The sequence below is a fragment of the Lysinibacillus sphaericus genome (assembly GCF_015844675.1).
GTDB classification, from domain to species: Bacteria; Bacillota; Bacilli; order Bacillales_A; family Planococcaceae; genus Lysinibacillus; species Lysinibacillus sphaericus_E.
Window position 1 is genome coordinate 31323 of sequence record NZ_LDGC01000039.1, and the last position, 16323, is coordinate 47645.

Annotated in this window: 15 protein-coding genes; all 15 read right to left on the bottom strand. The window is 38.2% G+C overall.

Translation table 11 applies throughout. From position 1 onward, the window contains the following. Positions 1 to 625: 625 nt before the first annotated feature. Positions 626 to 4138, bottom strand: coding sequence for a transcription-repair coupling factor (gene mfd / locus ABE34_RS11795; protein WP_197142737.1), 3513 nt, complete (start codon positions 4136 to 4138; stop codon positions 626 to 628). 198 nt (positions 4139 to 4336) lie between these two features. After that, positions 4337 to 4564 carry an anti-sigma-F factor Fin gene (locus ABE34_RS11800; RefSeq protein ID WP_004229176.1) on the bottom strand — a complete coding sequence of 76 codons (228 nt, stop codon included), beginning with the start codon at positions 4562 to 4564 and terminating at the stop codon, positions 4337 to 4339. 303 nt (positions 4565 to 4867) lie between these two features. Beyond that, positions 4868 to 5428 (bottom strand): aminoacyl-tRNA hydrolase, encoded by a 561-nt coding sequence (gene pth / locus ABE34_RS11805; RefSeq protein WP_197142738.1) that lies wholly within the window; start codon positions 5426 to 5428, stop codon positions 4868 to 4870. A gap of 260 nt (positions 5429 to 5688) precedes the next feature. Continuing rightward, entirely contained in the window at positions 5689 to 6279 is a 591-nt protein-coding gene (locus tag ABE34_RS11810; protein ID WP_197142739.1) for a 50S ribosomal protein L25/general stress protein Ctc, read from the bottom strand. Between the two features lie 463 nt (positions 6280 to 6742). Next, positions 6743 to 7702: a ribose-phosphate diphosphokinase gene (locus ABE34_RS11815; RefSeq protein ID WP_197142740.1), complete on the bottom strand. Its 960-nt coding sequence runs from the start codon at positions 7700 to 7702 to the stop codon at positions 6743 to 6745. A gap of 24 nt (positions 7703 to 7726) precedes the next feature. Beyond that, a complete protein-coding gene (glmU, locus tag ABE34_RS11820; RefSeq protein ID WP_079563684.1) occupies positions 7727 to 9097 on the bottom strand; it encodes a bifunctional UDP-N-acetylglucosamine diphosphorylase/glucosamine-1-phosphate N-acetyltransferase GlmU in 1371 nt (456 codons plus the stop codon). 262 nt (positions 9098 to 9359) lie between these two features. Next, the gene (gene spoVG, locus ABE34_RS11825) at positions 9360 to 9662 is read right to left on the bottom strand and encodes a septation regulator SpoVG (RefSeq protein ID WP_197142744.1); all 303 of its coding nucleotides are present in this window, start codon (positions 9660 to 9662) and stop codon (positions 9360 to 9362) included. Between the two features lie 301 nt (positions 9663 to 9963). Continuing rightward, positions 9964 to 10338, bottom strand: coding sequence for a RidA family protein (locus ABE34_RS11830; protein WP_079563682.1), 375 nt, complete (start codon positions 10336 to 10338; stop codon positions 9964 to 9966). Beyond that, the gene (gene purR, locus ABE34_RS11835) at positions 10335 to 11168 is read right to left on the bottom strand and encodes a pur operon repressor (RefSeq protein ID WP_142510485.1); all 834 of its coding nucleotides are present in this window, start codon (positions 11166 to 11168) and stop codon (positions 10335 to 10337) included. The genes ABE34_RS11830 and purR overlap by 4 nt, the downstream gene beginning before the upstream one ends. 56 nt (positions 11169 to 11224) lie before the next feature. Then, positions 11225 to 12091 (bottom strand): 4-(cytidine 5'-diphospho)-2-C-methyl-D-erythritol kinase, encoded by an 867-nt coding sequence (ispE, locus tag ABE34_RS11840; RefSeq protein WP_197142746.1) that lies wholly within the window; start codon positions 12089 to 12091, stop codon positions 11225 to 11227. A gap of 460 nt (positions 12092 to 12551) precedes the next feature. Then, entirely contained in the window at positions 12552 to 12734 is a 183-nt protein-coding gene (locus ABE34_RS11845) for a small, acid-soluble spore protein, alpha/beta type (protein WP_206700644.1), read from the bottom strand. Positions 12735 to 12848: 114 nt separating this feature from the next. Next, entirely contained in the window at positions 12849 to 13109 is a 261-nt protein-coding gene (veg, locus tag ABE34_RS11850) for a biofilm formation stimulator Veg (RefSeq protein WP_197142748.1), read from the bottom strand. Positions 13110 to 13266: 157 nt separating this feature from the next. Beyond that, complete coding sequence (gene rsmA / locus ABE34_RS11855; protein ID WP_197142750.1) at positions 13267 to 14148, bottom strand: 16S rRNA (adenine(1518)-N(6)/adenine(1519)-N(6))-dimethyltransferase RsmA; 882 nt, start codon at positions 14146 to 14148, stop codon at positions 13267 to 13269. Then, positions 14141 to 14707, bottom strand: a complete 567-nt coding sequence (gene rnmV / locus ABE34_RS11860; protein WP_197142752.1) for a ribonuclease M5 — start codon at positions 14705 to 14707, stop codon at positions 14141 to 14143. The genes rsmA and rnmV overlap by 8 nt, the downstream gene beginning before the upstream one ends. A gap of 269 nt (positions 14708 to 14976) precedes the next feature. Then, positions 14977 to 16206, bottom strand: coding sequence for a G5 and 3D domain-containing protein (locus ABE34_RS11865; RefSeq protein ID WP_197142762.1), 1230 nt, complete (start codon positions 16204 to 16206; stop codon positions 14977 to 14979). Between the last annotated feature and the right edge of the window lie 117 nt (positions 16207 to 16323).

Sequence of the window (16323 nt, forward strand, 5' to 3'; positions counted from 1 at the left end):
GCGTCAATGAGTCAAAAGGATTTTTATTATAAAGGCATTTTCACGCAATTTAATCCTTTTCACCTCCTCGCTCCTATCGGCTAGATCGACAGTCTTATTTGTAAAAACGATACCCGAGAAGTCACTCCATCTACAGTCCAGTCAAAATTTCAATTTGCATGCACCTTTTGGCATATCACCCAAAGTTAATAATGGTAAAACAAAACTTCTGCAATGTATCTGTACGAAAGCGAGGGAGTAACATCAAATATTTTTTGTGCGTACGTGTAGTGCTAACGTTGCGTGTACAACATATATTTTCTATGCAAAAGTGTAGTGCTAACGTAGGTTTACAGGAATTTTTTATTGCGCGAAAACGAAGCGTCAGCATCGGATATTTTCAGTGCGTAAGTGTAGCCCTAACATCGCAACTAATAAGGGTTTCCTGCGTATGAGTCAGCGCTAACGTTGCGTGCAACAAAGGTTTTCTGTGCGTAAACTTAGTGCTAACGTAGCGTCTACAACAACAGTTTTCTATACGTAAGCACAGCAACAGCGTAAACATTCATTAAGATCTCCTAAACCGTTTTGTTTTTCTATAATAAAAAGCTGACCATTATCCTAGTTAGATAAGGTCAGCTTTTTATCATTTTTGTTTTTTTGCGTTAGCAATAATCTGCATCATATCTTCTAAAATATCAAAGGGTTGATATTTCCCACATTTTCGTTCATCAATCGTTAATTTCAGTTGCATACCATCCATACCAAAACCAACAGCTCGTTCAAATTTCATGGATTCTTCAACAACTTTACTGCCATCAACTTGTACCGTCCCCTCTTCAGACAACAATATTGTGATAATTTTTTGCTTTTCTTTCACCGACAATACGCCTGCACCTAAGCCCCATACCTTCATCCGCGCAATTCGCAGTAAGCGCTCAGTTTCCATTGGAATATCTCCGAAGCGATCCTCTAATTCCTCCGTGATTTCGCCATACTCCTCCACTTGATCCATCGCTTTAATACGTTTATACATTTGAATTTTTTGATAACCATCAGGAATGTATACATCTGGAATATACGCATCAATACTCAATAAAATTTCGATGTCAGGCTTCTCTTCTTTTTTCACACCAGTTTGGCGCTCAGCAATCGCCTCTTGTAGCATTTGTGAATACAAGTCAAAACCGACAGAATCAATAAAGCCATGTTGCTGCGCTCCTAGCAGATTCCCAGCACCACGAATAGATAAATCACGCATAGCAATTTTAAATCCTGAACCTAACTCTGTAAATTCTTTAATCGCCTGTAATCGTTGCTCAGCTACATCTGTAAGAACTTTATCACGTTGATACATAAAGTACGCATATGCTACCCTATTAGAACGCCCAACACGCCCACGCAATTGATAAAGCTGCGCTAAGCCCATTCGATCAGCATCGTGAACAATCAATGTATTAACGTTCGGTATATCTACACCTGTCTCAATAATCGTTGTTGTTACAAGCACATCATAGGCACCTTCTAAAAAGGCTAATATGACAGATTCTAATTCTGACTCCGTCATTTTGCCATGCGCATGCCCGATACGTGCTTCGGGGACAAGCGTTTGAATTTCATCAACTTTACGAGCCATATCCTCTACACGATTGTATAAGTAGAATACTTGCCCGCCACGCGCCATTTCTCTCTCAATAGCTTCCCGCACTAATGCACCGCTATGCTCCATTACATAGGTTTGTACAGGGAAACGGTTAGCTGGTGGCGTTTCAATTACCGATAAATCACGAACACCTACCATCGACATATGAAGTGTTCTTGGAATCGGAGTTGCCGTTAGTGTTAATACATCAACATTCGTCTTAAGTTGTTTAATTTTTTCCTTATGCGTTACACCAAAACGTTGCTCTTCATCAACAATAAGCAATCCAAGGTCTTGGAATAATAAGTCTTTAGATAAAATTCGATGCGTTCCAATAACAATATCAACTTGCCCTTCTTTTAAGCCCTTTAACGTCGCTGTTTGCTCTTTTTTTGTACGGAAACGAGATAAGAGACCTACATTAATAGCAAAGTCTTGGAATCTCTCACGTATCGTTTCGTAATGTTGCTGCGCTAAAATCGTTGTCGGTACAAGGAAAGCTACTTGCTTGCCGTCCTGAATTGCTTTGAATGCAGCACGAATCGCTACCTCAGTTTTACCATATCCCACGTCTCCACATACAAGGCGATCCATAGGACGTTCACGTTCCATATCACGTTTCACTTCGATAATTGAACGTAACTGATCCTCTGTTTCCTCATAAGCGAATGAAGCCTCAAAATTGCGCTGATCGTCATTGTCAATCGCAAATGCATGACCCTTCTCTGCTTCACGTTTCGCATACAGCTTAATTAAATCATCAGCAATATCTTGCACAGCAGAGGATACCTTAGCTTTAGCCTTTTTCCACTCTGCTCCACCTAATTTATGTAGCTTCGGTTCACGGTCTTCAGATGCTACATATTTTTGGATTAAATCTATTTGCTCCACTGGAACATACAACTTATCATCTGCACGATATCGAATGTGTAGGTAATCTTTATGTGTACCATTTACCTCCAGTGTTTCTAAGCCAATATATTTCCCAATACCGTGATGTACATGTACAACATAGTCGCCAGGTTTAATTTCTGTATAGCTTTTAATACGTTCTGCGTTCGTCATTTTTTGAGGACGCGCTTTTTTCTTCGCCTGCTGTTTAAAAAGCTCATCCTCTGTAACTACCACCAAGCGCTGTAACGGTAATTCAAAGCCACTAGATAGCGAGCCATCCACAATATAAATACCCGCTTCTGTCGGATGACCAATTGTCGTATGAATATCATATTCCTCAAGCATTTGCTGTATACGTTTAACACGGTCTTTATCTCTCGCCATAATAAGTACAGTAAATTTACCGAGCAGCCAACGTTCAACCTCGCTTTGTAATAATGACATTTGGCCATGAAATTGTTGCATTGGTTTGCAAGAAAAGTTCGTCGTCTTATTAAAGGATACACCTGCAAAAGTTCGCGAAAATAATGAGAAATATAGTTTTTGCTGAGATAACATTGCTAGAATCTCTTTTAAAGAAAATGCTGGCTTTACATCATGCACCATTTTCCCTTCTTCAATTAGAGATAAAAACCACTCATCTTCTTCACGCTCCCATGCATCCATAACCTCCTGAATGCGCCCGAGCTCATCAAACAGCACAATGCCGTCGTGTACAAAATAATCTCCTAAATAGGCTGTTTTCTCATACAATAACGAACCATATTTATTTACATAGTCCGGTAAATTCCCTTGCTGTAACAATTCAATATCATATTGAATATGTTGATACAGTAACTCCTTCGTCTCCTGCTTCTTGACTTTCTTTAAGCTTGTCGCTAATGCAGCTTCTAAACGACCTGCCAATGCCATTCTTTCTTCCTTTGTCAAAATAACTTCTGACGCTGGGAGGATACGAATCTTCTGTAATTTATCAATAGAACGTTGATCGTCCGCAGAAAATGTTCGAATCGAGTCCACTTCCGTATCAAATAATTCTATACGAATCGGTGACTCTAAATACGGAGGATAAATATCTAATATGCCACCACGTAACGCAAATTCTCCAGGTGTCGTCACCATCGAATTACGTACGTACCCCATCTCTACTAACGTTTGGAGCCATTCATCAATCTGAATATCCTCACCTACTGCTATTTGTAAAAAATACTGTAGCCAATGCTCTTTAGGCTGCATCATTTTACGTAAGCCCGCAACCGGTATTACATAAACAGCTTTTTCACCTCTAGCAAGACGATCAAGTGTTGCGATACGCTCAGCACGTAGCTCTGGGGAAGCAACAGATAAATCAGCAGCAATAAACTCATCGGCAGGATAATAATGAACATGCTCCTCACCTAAAAGTCCCGCCAGCTCGTCGGCCATTTTCTGAGCCTGCAATAGATTAGGAGATATAATATAAATAGGTTTTTTTACATATTCAAATAAAGCATCGACCATTACTGGGCGTGCGCTTCCAGTTAACCCTGTAATAAGCTGTGTTGCAGAATGACCGCTCTGAATCTCCTGTAAAAATGATGTGATATGTTTGTCCTGCATCACAAGCTGTCGTAAAACTTCCAATGTCAAAAGCTCCTTTCAACGCATAATTCTCGTCACCAATACTAGTAATCTAGTACTATGATACGTATTTTTATTGTTTATTTTATCCATTATACCTTGGCTTAATTTCGTCCGGAATTGGCTTTAAGCTTAAGCCTGTGCGAAGTTAAACGGAAAAAGCTTTGGACGCACGTAATGTGCGCCAAAGCGTCCTTCCAATTATTGAATCCATTTATTGAGAGCGTGATAATCTGGATATTGTTTCAGCGAATCCTCACATTGCTCACAAATGCAGTGCACCGTCGTTTGTCCATGTTGATCTTTCTCAACATAATCATCCGCTTCACCCAATTCGAAAATATGTAGTTTTCGAATTGTATCATCTGCATCAAATGGTAGCGTCCCTATTTCTACTTCACAATGCCGACATCGATATCGAACTGACATCTCCAAATCATCCTCCTTTAAGCAACTTACTACTTAAAGTATAGACATTTCGAAAAAAGATTATGCACTTCCAATTTTGTCTTAGAGATCATTTTAGAAATAGAGAATAGTTTTGCATTGTGGTTAATACTATATATTTAGTTAGCTGTTGTCGCAGAAAAAAACAACACCGAGTATACCACGGCATAATTGCATCGGGAGTCAGCTTTGTGCTTAGGCCTGTAGCTGACGCTTTGCTTTCGTTACAAAAACACTTGCTGAAATAAATTAAATCGTCATCCTAAACTACTGTAATATCCACGATTATCCATTAAAGCGATTCATCACATCAAGAAATGGATTCGAAAGAGATGCTTCTACAGCATTTACACACTTTTCAACAGCTTCGCCAACGACAGCTTGATCTTCTTTTGAAAATTTTGATAACACGTAATCTGCTACCTTCATGCCTGCTGGTGGACGATTAACCCCAACTCGTATGCGATTAAATTCTTGTGTACTTAAATGCTGAATTAATGATTTAATACCATTATGTCCACCTGCACTACCTTTTTGACGCAGGCGTAATTTACCTGTCTCTAAATCTAAATCATCATAAATAACAATTAAATCTTCCACATCAATATCAAAATAGTTCATTAGAGGACCAACACATTCCCCTGATAAATTCATATATGTTAAAGGTTTAACAAGTAGAACCTTTCCTTCAGGACGATGTACCGTTGCATACATACCATTAAACTTTGAATTAGTTAAAGGTGCACCCCATTTTTCAGCTAATGCATCTATAACATCGAAACCAATATTATGTCTTGTATGCTCATAAGGTTTACCTGGATTTCCTAAACCAACGATAATTTTCATAAGTACCCCTCTTCTTTCAAATCTAATAGTCATTATTTTACCATATCATGCACGCAGAAAGCAGTTTGGACAATTTTTGAAAGTAAAAGTTCAATAACGTCTTGATATTAATTAAAATCTCACTTCAACCATATATATATCACGAAATGGTTATGACTTAAAAAGAAGTCTACGCACGAATGATGTGCTAAGGCTCTTGCTAAATAAAAAAGCTACTGAAGAAGCTTAGCTTCCCAGTAGCCTTTCCTTAACAAATATTTTTACTCTTGTACCTGTTCACTATCTACCGTCGATTCTTCAACGACTGCTGGAGCCATAATTGATACCAATGTATGGCCATCTTCACTAATAATATCAAAATCAATCGTATCTCGAATATCTGCTATTGTAATTGTTTCACCAATTTTAAGTTCAGTAATATCTACTTCAATAGCTTCTGGTATATCTGCTGGTTTTACATTAATCTTCACATCTAAGTTAGGCTGCATTAATATACCACCCACACTAACACCAACTGATTCCCCTACAAGTTTAATAGGCACTTCAGCTTCTATCGCTTCGGACATATTAATTGCTAAAAAGTCAATATGATTCACTTCATCTTTCATGGAGCATTGTTGGATTTCTGATACAACAACATTCACTTTTTCTCCATCTAAATCCACCGAAAACACACCGTTTTGTCCATTCTTTTGAATGGATTTTCTGAATTCCTTCGCTGAAATAGAAATTGGGGTAGAATCTAATTTATAGCCGTAAATAACTGCAGGAATGGCTCCCCCTTTTCTAAGTTGGGTTAATGTCGAACGGTGCCCAGCTTCGCGCTTTTTAACACTTAATACTGTACTCATATCTATACTTCCCCTTCCAAGAAAAATTATTTAGGCCTTATTATAAATGTCACTACTTTCAATGACATTTGTTAAGGCTATAATAATATTTACTACCGTTTTAGCCCATCACCATAACGTGGGGTTGATTTCCGTTCCAGCCGGGCGCTTTCCTGGGGGGCGTCCGATGAGCCGCTTCACTCGCGATGCTCGCTCCAGGGTCTCATCTGTGACGCTAATCCCCAAGGAGTCGCCCAGCCTCCACTTCAATCAACTTATTCATAACTTACGCTTTAACAAAAAATATCCCAACCTTAGGCGAAGTAAACTTTTTTCATAAAGTAGTGTAAATATTATTAAGTCACAACTACCATATACCCTTTTATAAGAAAATTCAAACAAAGTAAACCTAGAAAAAAGGACAAATCTACTTGCAAACGTAGATTTGTCCTTAATAAGCCACAATTCGGCTCTTATTTATATATTAATCAAATAGAGTACTTACAGATTTGTTTTCATAGACACGAGAGATTGCATCTGCCATCAATTTAGCTACTGAAAGCTCTGTAATTTTTGGAGATTTTTTCTCTTCTGGAAGCTGGATTGTATTTGTTACAACTAATTCTTTAATCGAAGAGTTTTCAATACGCTCGATTGCTGGGCCTGATAGTACTGGGTGAGAGCAACAAGCATAAACTTCTTTCGCGCCAGCTGCACGTAATGCGTCTGCGCCGATTGTAATTGTACCAGCAGTGTCAATAATATCATCAATCAAGATTGCCACTTTACCATCAACATTACCAACAATGTTCATTACTTCTGCAACGTTTGGTTTTGGACGGCGTTTGTCAATAATTGCAATAGGTGCTTTTAAACGTTCTGCCATTTTACGAGCACGTGTTACACCACCATGGTCTGGTGAAACAACAACGATTTGATCTTCTGGAATACCTTTTGATTTGAAGTAATCAGATAGTAAAGGTACTGCCATCAAGTGGTCGATTAAAATATCGAAGAAACCTTGGATTTGCGGTGCGTGTAAATCTAAAACGATAACACGTGTTGCACCAGCTGTTTCAAGTAAGTTTGCTACTAATTTAGCTGTAATTGGCTCACGTGCTTTTGCTTTACGGTCCTGACGAGCATATCCATAGTAAGGCATTACAACGTTTACTGTACGAGCAGATGCGCGTTTTACAGCATCTACCATAATTAAAAGCTCCATTAAATGTTCGTTTACAGGTGCAGAAGTAGACTGCACGATAAACACATCACAACCACGAATACTTTCTTCAATGCTAATTTGAACTTCTCCATCGCTGAAGTGTTTAACAGAAGATTTACCTAATTCAACACCCATTTCTTGCGCAATTTCTTGAGCAAGTGGATTGTTAGAGTTAAGTGAAAATATTTTTAATTGTGAGTTTGCATAATGATACGGCATGATGGCCTCCTGTTTAGTTGATAATTATTTTGAATTTAATTTGCTTACATAATTCGGTTTGTTTTCTTGTCTTGCACGAGCAATTGCAAGTGCATCCTCAGGAACTTCTTTTGTAATTGTAGATCCTGCTGCAATAAATGAACCTTTTCCAACTTTCACTGGCGCTACTAAGTTAGTATTACATCCTACAAATACATCATCTTCAATAATTGTTTGGAACTTGTTTTTTCCATCATAGTTTACTGTAATGGAACCACAGCCCACATTGACATTGCTTCCTATTTCAGCATCGCCAATATAGCTTAAGTGGGATACTTTCGTGTCATTACCTAGTTTACTTTTCTTCACTTCTACAAAGTTACCAATTTTCACATGGCTACCTATATCAGAAAGTGGTCGAATATTTGCAAACGGTCCTATAGCTGTGTCTTCTGCTACAGCGCTTTCACGTACAACAGAAGAATGTACTGTTGTTCGGTCACCGATACGGCTATCAATGATTTGTGTGTTTGGCCCGATTATACAATCTTCACCAATAACAGTTGTACCTTCAATCATAGAACCTGGTTGGATGACAGTATCACGACCAATCATTGCTTCAGCGCTGATGTATGTTGCTTCTGGATTAATAATTGTGACACCATTACGCATATGCTTTTCATTAATTCTTGTACGCATTAGCGCCTCTGCTTGAGACAGAGCAACACGATCATTAACACCAAGTGTTTCTTCGAAATCTCCCGTCACATATGCTTCAACGACTTCGCCTTGTTTTTGTAAAATTTCAATGACATCAGGTAAATAATATTCCCCCTGTGCATTGTCGTTTTTCACAAGTTTTAATGTCTCAAATAAGGCCTTATTATCGAAGCAATATGTGCCCGTATTAATCTCTTTCACTAGTTGTTGCTCAGCTGAAGCGTCCTTTTGTTCAACAATTTGCTCCACTTGTCCATTGTCGCCACGTAAAATGCGACCGTAGCCTGTTGGATTTTCAGCAATAGCTGTTAAAATTGTTGCCTTGGCTTTCTTTGCTTGATGATGCTCGAACAAAGCTTGCATCGTTTCAGGGCGGATAAGTGGTGTATCACCACAAACAACTAATGTTGTCCCTTCTTCGCTACTTAAAATTGCCTCTGCCTGTTGTACAGCATGAGCTGTCCCTAACTGTTCAGCTTGTAAAACATACTCGCTTTTATCGCCTAGCTGTTGTTTCACCATTTCTGCACCGTGTCCTACAACCGTTACAATGCGCTTCACATCTAACGTTTGAATGTGATCCACCACATGTTGCACCATTGGTTTCCCACATACTGGATGTAGCACTTTATATAATTTGGACTTCATACGTGTACCTTGACCTGCAGCCAAAATGACAGCAAAAATGTTGCTCATCTGTAAGTCCTCCAATACGCTCATTTTCTCTTATGACTATATAGCAAAATCCATCTATTTTCAAGGCATGTTGACTTGACAAAAAGATGAATTTCCAAATCAAATGCACCTTATGCTCGAATGTTAATATGTATGTCTTTAAAACTGCTCGATTTCTCTTATTCTCAAAATAAAAAGAACTCTCCAAATATGAAGAGTTCTTTTTATTCACTTTCATCATAAATATAAATTGGCGTTGTTTAATTTACACTTATTCCCTTTGCTATACGCCAATTCCTTCTAATTCTTCTGTCTTTTCATTCGCGTCTTCCTCGCTTGAATTATGGTACTCGTTTAAAATAATCTCTTGAATTTTATTACGAGTAGTAGAATTAATAGGATGCGCAATATCTCTAAATTCACCGTCTGGCGTCCGTTTACTTGGCATAGCAACGAATAATCCTGTATTGCCATCAATCACACGAATATCGTGCACTACGAACTCATTGTCGAGTGTAATGGAAGCAATCGCACGCATGCGACCATCCGTCTGTACACGACGTAACCTTACATCAGTAACTTCCATTTTTTCACCACCTCTCTTCTTAGATGCCTAAATATAAATATAATATTCTTTATTACCGAATATTTTCCTTTTTATAGTCTATCAAATTTTCTAAAAAATTTGAATACTTATTAGTATAATTTTCTCTAATTTACGTAATTTTTGACAATTGTTTGTCAGTCACCCTGACGCTCCACTTTCGCACAGAAAGCATTTGTTGCTATTACTTTGCTTTCGTCTACAAAAACAATTTAGAACGGAGAATAAAAAAGGCCCACTAAAAGAGTTAATCATTTCTCTTTCAGTGAGCTTAATATATTTCTTATTTAACGATAGCAATAACTTCAATTTCTACACTTACATCTTTTGGAAGACGCGCAACTTCCACTGCTGAACGTGCTGGTTTATGATCTCCAAAATGGCTAGCATATACTTCATTCATCGCAACAAAGTCGTTCATATCCTTCATAAAAACGGTCGTTTTAACAACGCTGTCTAAAGATGCTCCGGCAGCTTCTAAAACGGCTTTCAAATTAGCAAATACTTGATTTGTTTGAACAGTGATATCACCTTCCACTAATTCACCTGTTGCTGTTAGTGGAATCTGACCTGAGCTATAAAACATGCCATTTACAATAATTCCTTGTGAATATGGTCCAATTGCTGCTGGTGCATTTGTTGTTGCTACTACTTTCATTTGTCATTTCCCCTTTTAGAAAAATAGTTACCTTCACTTAATGCAATTGTACGGTCTTTTTCATTGACCTCATGAAGCTTCACTAGTGAATAATAATCATCTACTAAAGTTTCGTCTGCATGCTCAGCCTCTACAAGCACTGCAATACCAGCTAGTTGACAGTCAAACTCCTCTAATAGATTTTTCATGCCATTCATTGTACCGCCGACCTTCATAAAGTCGTCAGTAATAAGCACTCGTTGTCCACTCTTCATGCTTCTTTTTGATAATACCATTGTCTGAATTCTTCTGGAAGAACCAGATACATAGTTGATGCTAACTGTAGAGCCTTCAGTTACTTTACTATCTCTTCTGACAACAACAACCGGTACATTTAAATGTCTTGCTATCGCATGGGCAATAGAAATACCTTTTGTAGCGACAGTCATTATGACATCAATTTGTTGATCAGCAAATGCGGATGCAAATACCTTACCAACTCGATTAATTAAATCTGGATTGCCAAGTAAATCCGTCATAAATAAATAACCGCCTGGTAATAAACGATCTGAATGCTCAAGCTCCGCTTTTAAATCATTAATAACTAAACGGACCTCAGCTTCGGACATTTTAGGAATATACTTTACTCCTCCTGCAGCGCCCGGTACTGTCATCAATAACCCGATTCCTTTTTCTTCGAAAGTTTCTTTTACAATCGTCAAATCTTCACTAATGGAGGACTTTGCAGATTGATATAGTTCAGAAAAATAAGTTAGCGGGATCAGCTGATGTGGATGTTCTAGTAAATAGTACGTCATATCAACTAGTCGTTCACTACGCTTCCATTTCATGCGACCCTCTCCTAAACACGAATATTTATAGGTAAAATTAACACAAATTTGCGGTTTTAAGCAAGCGTATTTCGCTCGCCTAAAATCCGAACTGCATATACTTCTTCGCAAAAACCACGTAAACCATTATAAATGCGACTTACTCGAGCTTCACTATCCACTAAACCGAACACCGTCGGACCACTTCCACTCATTAATGTTGCATCTGCTCCAAAGCGCTTCATCTGTTCCTTTAACATTACTACCTCTGGATGCAGTTTAAATGTTACAGTTTCCAAAACATTTCCTAATGATGCACATAGTAGCTCATAATCTTCCGTTTCAATAGAACGAATCATTTGCTTCGTATTTGGATGTTCTAACCCTTCAACCTTTAGCCCTCCATACACTTCTGCAGTAGAGACACCTATTTTAGGCTTAGCCAAAACTACCCAACAGTTTGGTGGTGCAGGCAATTCCTGAATTTTTTCTCCACGCCCCGTTGCTAATGCTGTGCCACCATAGACACAAAACGAAACATCTGAACCAATTTTCGCACCTAATTCAGCTAACTCATCTATAGATAACCCTAAATTCCACAGCTCATTTAAACCCTTCAGTGTAGCAGCTGCGTCGCTACTGCCACCCGCTAATCCCGCTGCGATTGGTATTTCCTTTTCTATAGTAATGGATACACCTTGTCCAATGCCGTATGTATCTTTAACTAGACGCGCTGCCTGATAAGCAAAATTCCGATGATCGTTTGGTACGAAATTATCAGTCGAAATTATTTCTATTACACCATCTTCTCGAGATTCTAAACAGATACGATCAGCTAAATCCACAGTCGTCATGACCATCTCTACTTCATGATAATTATCTGGTCTCTTATAAAGCACATCTAATGTTAAATTTATTTTTGCAGGCGCCTTTACATAAAGCATCTTTCTTCCTCCTTATAGCTACACTTATCAATTACCGCCAGGTCATTCAGTCGATACTTGAACCTCCCACTACCTTAAATGTAGGATTCTTCGGTTACAAAATATCAGCAGCTGGCGTTCACTTTCGCTATATTAAAGATTTTCTGAATGAAGATAAATCTGTTGTTCATCTTTTAATTCATTTTATTTTACCATAATGGGAAAGCGAAAATGGAAAAAAAGAACCGTATACCCCTAAATGGTGTAACGGTTCTCTCTCGTCAGTTGTGTTGTTGTGTCTACAGGAAGCTTTCATCCCTGCTGAAGATCAATTAAGCCTCGGCATAATTGCGTCCGCCGGAGGCATTAGGCAAACACGGTGTTGGACCTCAGGCACTTTCAACGATGCCTGGACACCCGCTGAAAAGTGACTCCTCTCACCATAGAGATGAGAGACTTCTAATATGCAGTCTAGTTCAGGCTACTTATTATTTTCTTGCTCATTACTTGCTCTTTCAGCCATTTCGATGGCACGTTTGACCATATTACCGGCGTCTCGAGCTTTAATGCCGCCCCAGCCTTCTCGTTGCACAACATCATAAAATCCAAGCTCTTTAGCGATCTCTTCTTTTAAACGAGGTGACATGATACCCTTTCTAGGCATAATAAACTCCTCCTTTTACAACTGACGATTTTAGTATGTCCCAGAAAACGCAAAACACTCATGTAGTTTTTAACATACATGAGTGTTTTAGAATATAGAAATAAGTACTAGAAACTATTTTGCGATAGCAGTCTTTGCTTCGTCTAAAAATGTAATCTCTACTGCTTCAGTTAAAATATCTGTGTAGCTATACGATACGCGCTTGCACGTATTGTCTTCTTGATCAAGCTCAACCACAAAGATAGCGCGATATGTCTCACGCAATACCCCTGCACACTCGACCGTTTTCTTGCGACCTCCGTTTGCTTTTAACTGCAAACGTTTACCCAAATGACAATCCAACGACTTTTTAATGTCCGCTAAAGTTTTTGGCATTTTCGCTTACACCTCACTATTTATTAGTATAAGCGATACGCCCAAAAATGTCAACAAAATATAATATTTTATCAGCCAATTATAAACGTTGTCAACTTATTTTTCATAAAAGGACCATATTTTTTTACGTATACTCAAAAAAGTTAACAAAAATTTTTTACTTTGCAAACGTAGGGTGTAGTGCATCGGCTAATTTTCCAAACTCTTGAATGGTTAAGGTCTCTCCTCGACGTGTTGGTTCAATATTTACTGCTTGTAAAGCATCCATTATTTTTTCTTTGTGTACCTTACCATTTGGTAAACCCGATTGTAAATTATTGAAAATTGTTTTTCGTCTTTGTACAAACGACGCACGAGTAACAACAAATAAAAAATCCTCATCAATTACTTTTACTGGAGGTTCATCATGTTTAATAAGACGAATCACTGCAGAATCCACATTTGGCTGGGGCATAAAAACAGTTTTCGGCACTGTCATGGCAATATCAGCTTTCACATAATATTGAATCGCAATTGATAAAGAACCATACTCTTTCGTTCCAGGTTTAGCCGTAATACGCTCTGCTACCTCTTTTTGCATCATGACAACAAATCCGCGAATTGGCAGACGATCATTAAGTAATTTCATTAAAATCGGAGTCGTCACATAATAAGGTAAATTCGCTACAACCATAATATCCTCAATACCTGGCATCTCTTCCTGAATTACTTTAGCAACATCCGCCTTTAAAATGTCTGAATGTACAATCGTAACATTATTATATGGACTAAGTGTGTCTTCTAATACAGGTAATAATCGCTGATCAATTTCAAAAGAGACAACCTTTTTTGCACTTCTCGCTAAATGCTCTGTTAATGCTCCAATACCAGGACCAACTTCGATTGCACCACTATTTTCAGTTAAATTTGCGTGACTAACAATATTTCGTAAAATGTTCGGATCTACTAAAAAATTTTGACCTAAGCTTTTTTTGAATGAAAACCCATATTTTTTTAAGATTTCTTGTGTTCTAATTGGTGTTGCAATATCCTTATGCATCATTTTCCTCCTGATCTACCTGTGCGATTGCCGCACCAAATTGCTTTTCTGTGATTTGAAACATTTTTAATCTTTTATAAAGTTGTTTACCGTTTGTTGTACCAATATTCAAAATTTCTCCAAGACGATCACGACGAGCTTTCGCCTGTGGGTGGCCAATTAAACGTGCCGTCATTAAATCTTCGAGCGAAATGTCATCATTGGTTGGCTCAACATCATTAGGGGTATAGACATGCCGTAATGCCTCGCGAATATCTTCATCTGCTGCATGCTCTATGCCTAGTCCTTTACCGTTTTTCGCAATTGTTTTAGCTTTTGGTAAAAAAGCGTGTTTTACACCTTTAACATGCTCCTCGATAATGGCACGAATTCGACGTCCTGGATAATCGGGGTCAGTAAAAACAATAACACCTCTTTTATCCTGTGCATGCTGAATTCTCTTTAGTGTTTCCTCTGAAATAGCCGACCCATTTGTTTCTATTGTATCTGCTTGTACAGCTCGCTTAATAGCCGTTGTATCATCTTTCCCTTCAACAACGATGAATTCTTTTATTTGCAAAAAGGCCCCTCTTTTCTACCTTATCTTCAGACCATTTTACAACTGCACTGTATGATTGTACAGAAATACACGGCTACTTATCTTATGCTATTGCTTGTACTTTCTCTTTCGAGTAGACCGTGCAGTTGATGTTATAGCTTACTTTCTGTAGATAGGACTATATTTATCCTCCAGTACAAATACTGAAAAAAGATAAAAAAAGCTTTCCCGCCAGTCAAAACGGGAAAGCCAGTAAGTGAAAAACATTTTTGATTAATTTTACATTTTTTTTAATTTAATACTTTTATACGAACTTTCCTAACTCCCCAAGAACTTGCTTGAGATTCCGTTTGTACAAGTATGTCGATCTTATTACCCTTAATTGCACCACCAGTATCCCCTGCTATAGCTGTTCCATAGCCTTCGACCCAAACTTTTGAGCCAAGCTTAATAACAGAAGGGTCTACTGCAATTACTTTCAAACCAGAGTTTGATCGTAAATCAATGCCAGTGGCAGATGTCCCCGAGCAGCCATTACAATACGGTGTATAGGCAGTTGCCGTTACATAAAATTCTTTACCGCTAGCTGGCTCTGTTGAACCACGTGAAACTGTCGGTGCAGTCGATGCACTAGCAACAGTAGCTACTACAGTTTTAGTACCTACTGCAATCACTTGCTTCTGCGGTTCTTTTACAACATTTTTAGATTGTAGATTTTTAGCTACAACTTGGCCGTTCTCTTTTACGATTTCATACGTTTTAGTCATTAAACCTTTTTGGCCTGCTGTTACAACTTTTTGTTTTCCCTTTTGCAATGAAGCATCTTGCTTCTTTTCAATTGCGAAATCTAAAGAGTCTTCCACTACATCGATAACCTTTTCTACGCGAACTACTGTGATTTTACTCTGTGGAGCGATTACGTCCTTCAGGTTATTCTCGACACGATCGAATTCATTTAGCTGAATTCCTTGTTGTTTTAAAAAGTTAGCGACCGTAGTCGAAGTGGACCATACTTGTCTTTTGTTTACGCCATCGACAAGCGATACTTGAAACGCTTTTTGAATATCGATCTTGTTGTCTGCTCCTATTTCAGTATCTATGCCTTGTTTTAAAGAATCATGCTCTGATACTTCAATATTCGCTTCTTTCAAAATGTCTTTCACTTGTGTTTCAGTTGTCCAAACTTTTGACTGATTTCCATCAACTGAAATAGTTACTTCTTTTGCCTGTTCCCATGAAATTGCTAATCCATTAACAATTTTGGTGTTCAGAGAGGGTGATATCTTGTCATGCTCTGCTACGTCTATATTTTGACCTTGTAATAATTGTTCTACAGTTTTGGCATGTGTTGTTACTTCGATTGCTTCACCGTTCGCATCAAGCGTTACGGTTTTTTTAGTACCTTGATAAAGTACGAATGAAATTACAGATACAAACAGAATAAGTGAAATAACGCTTATTACTGTTTGCTTACTCCTCAATGATCCTAAGAACAAGTTTTTCATGGAATTATTTGACATGAAAAAACGCCTCCTTAATATACAAGGTTGGATTATACGTACTAGATTTGGCACTGTCAACCCGAATGTATTTCTAAGAAAATTGACATCGCCTTTTTAGCCAACCACAAACCTAGT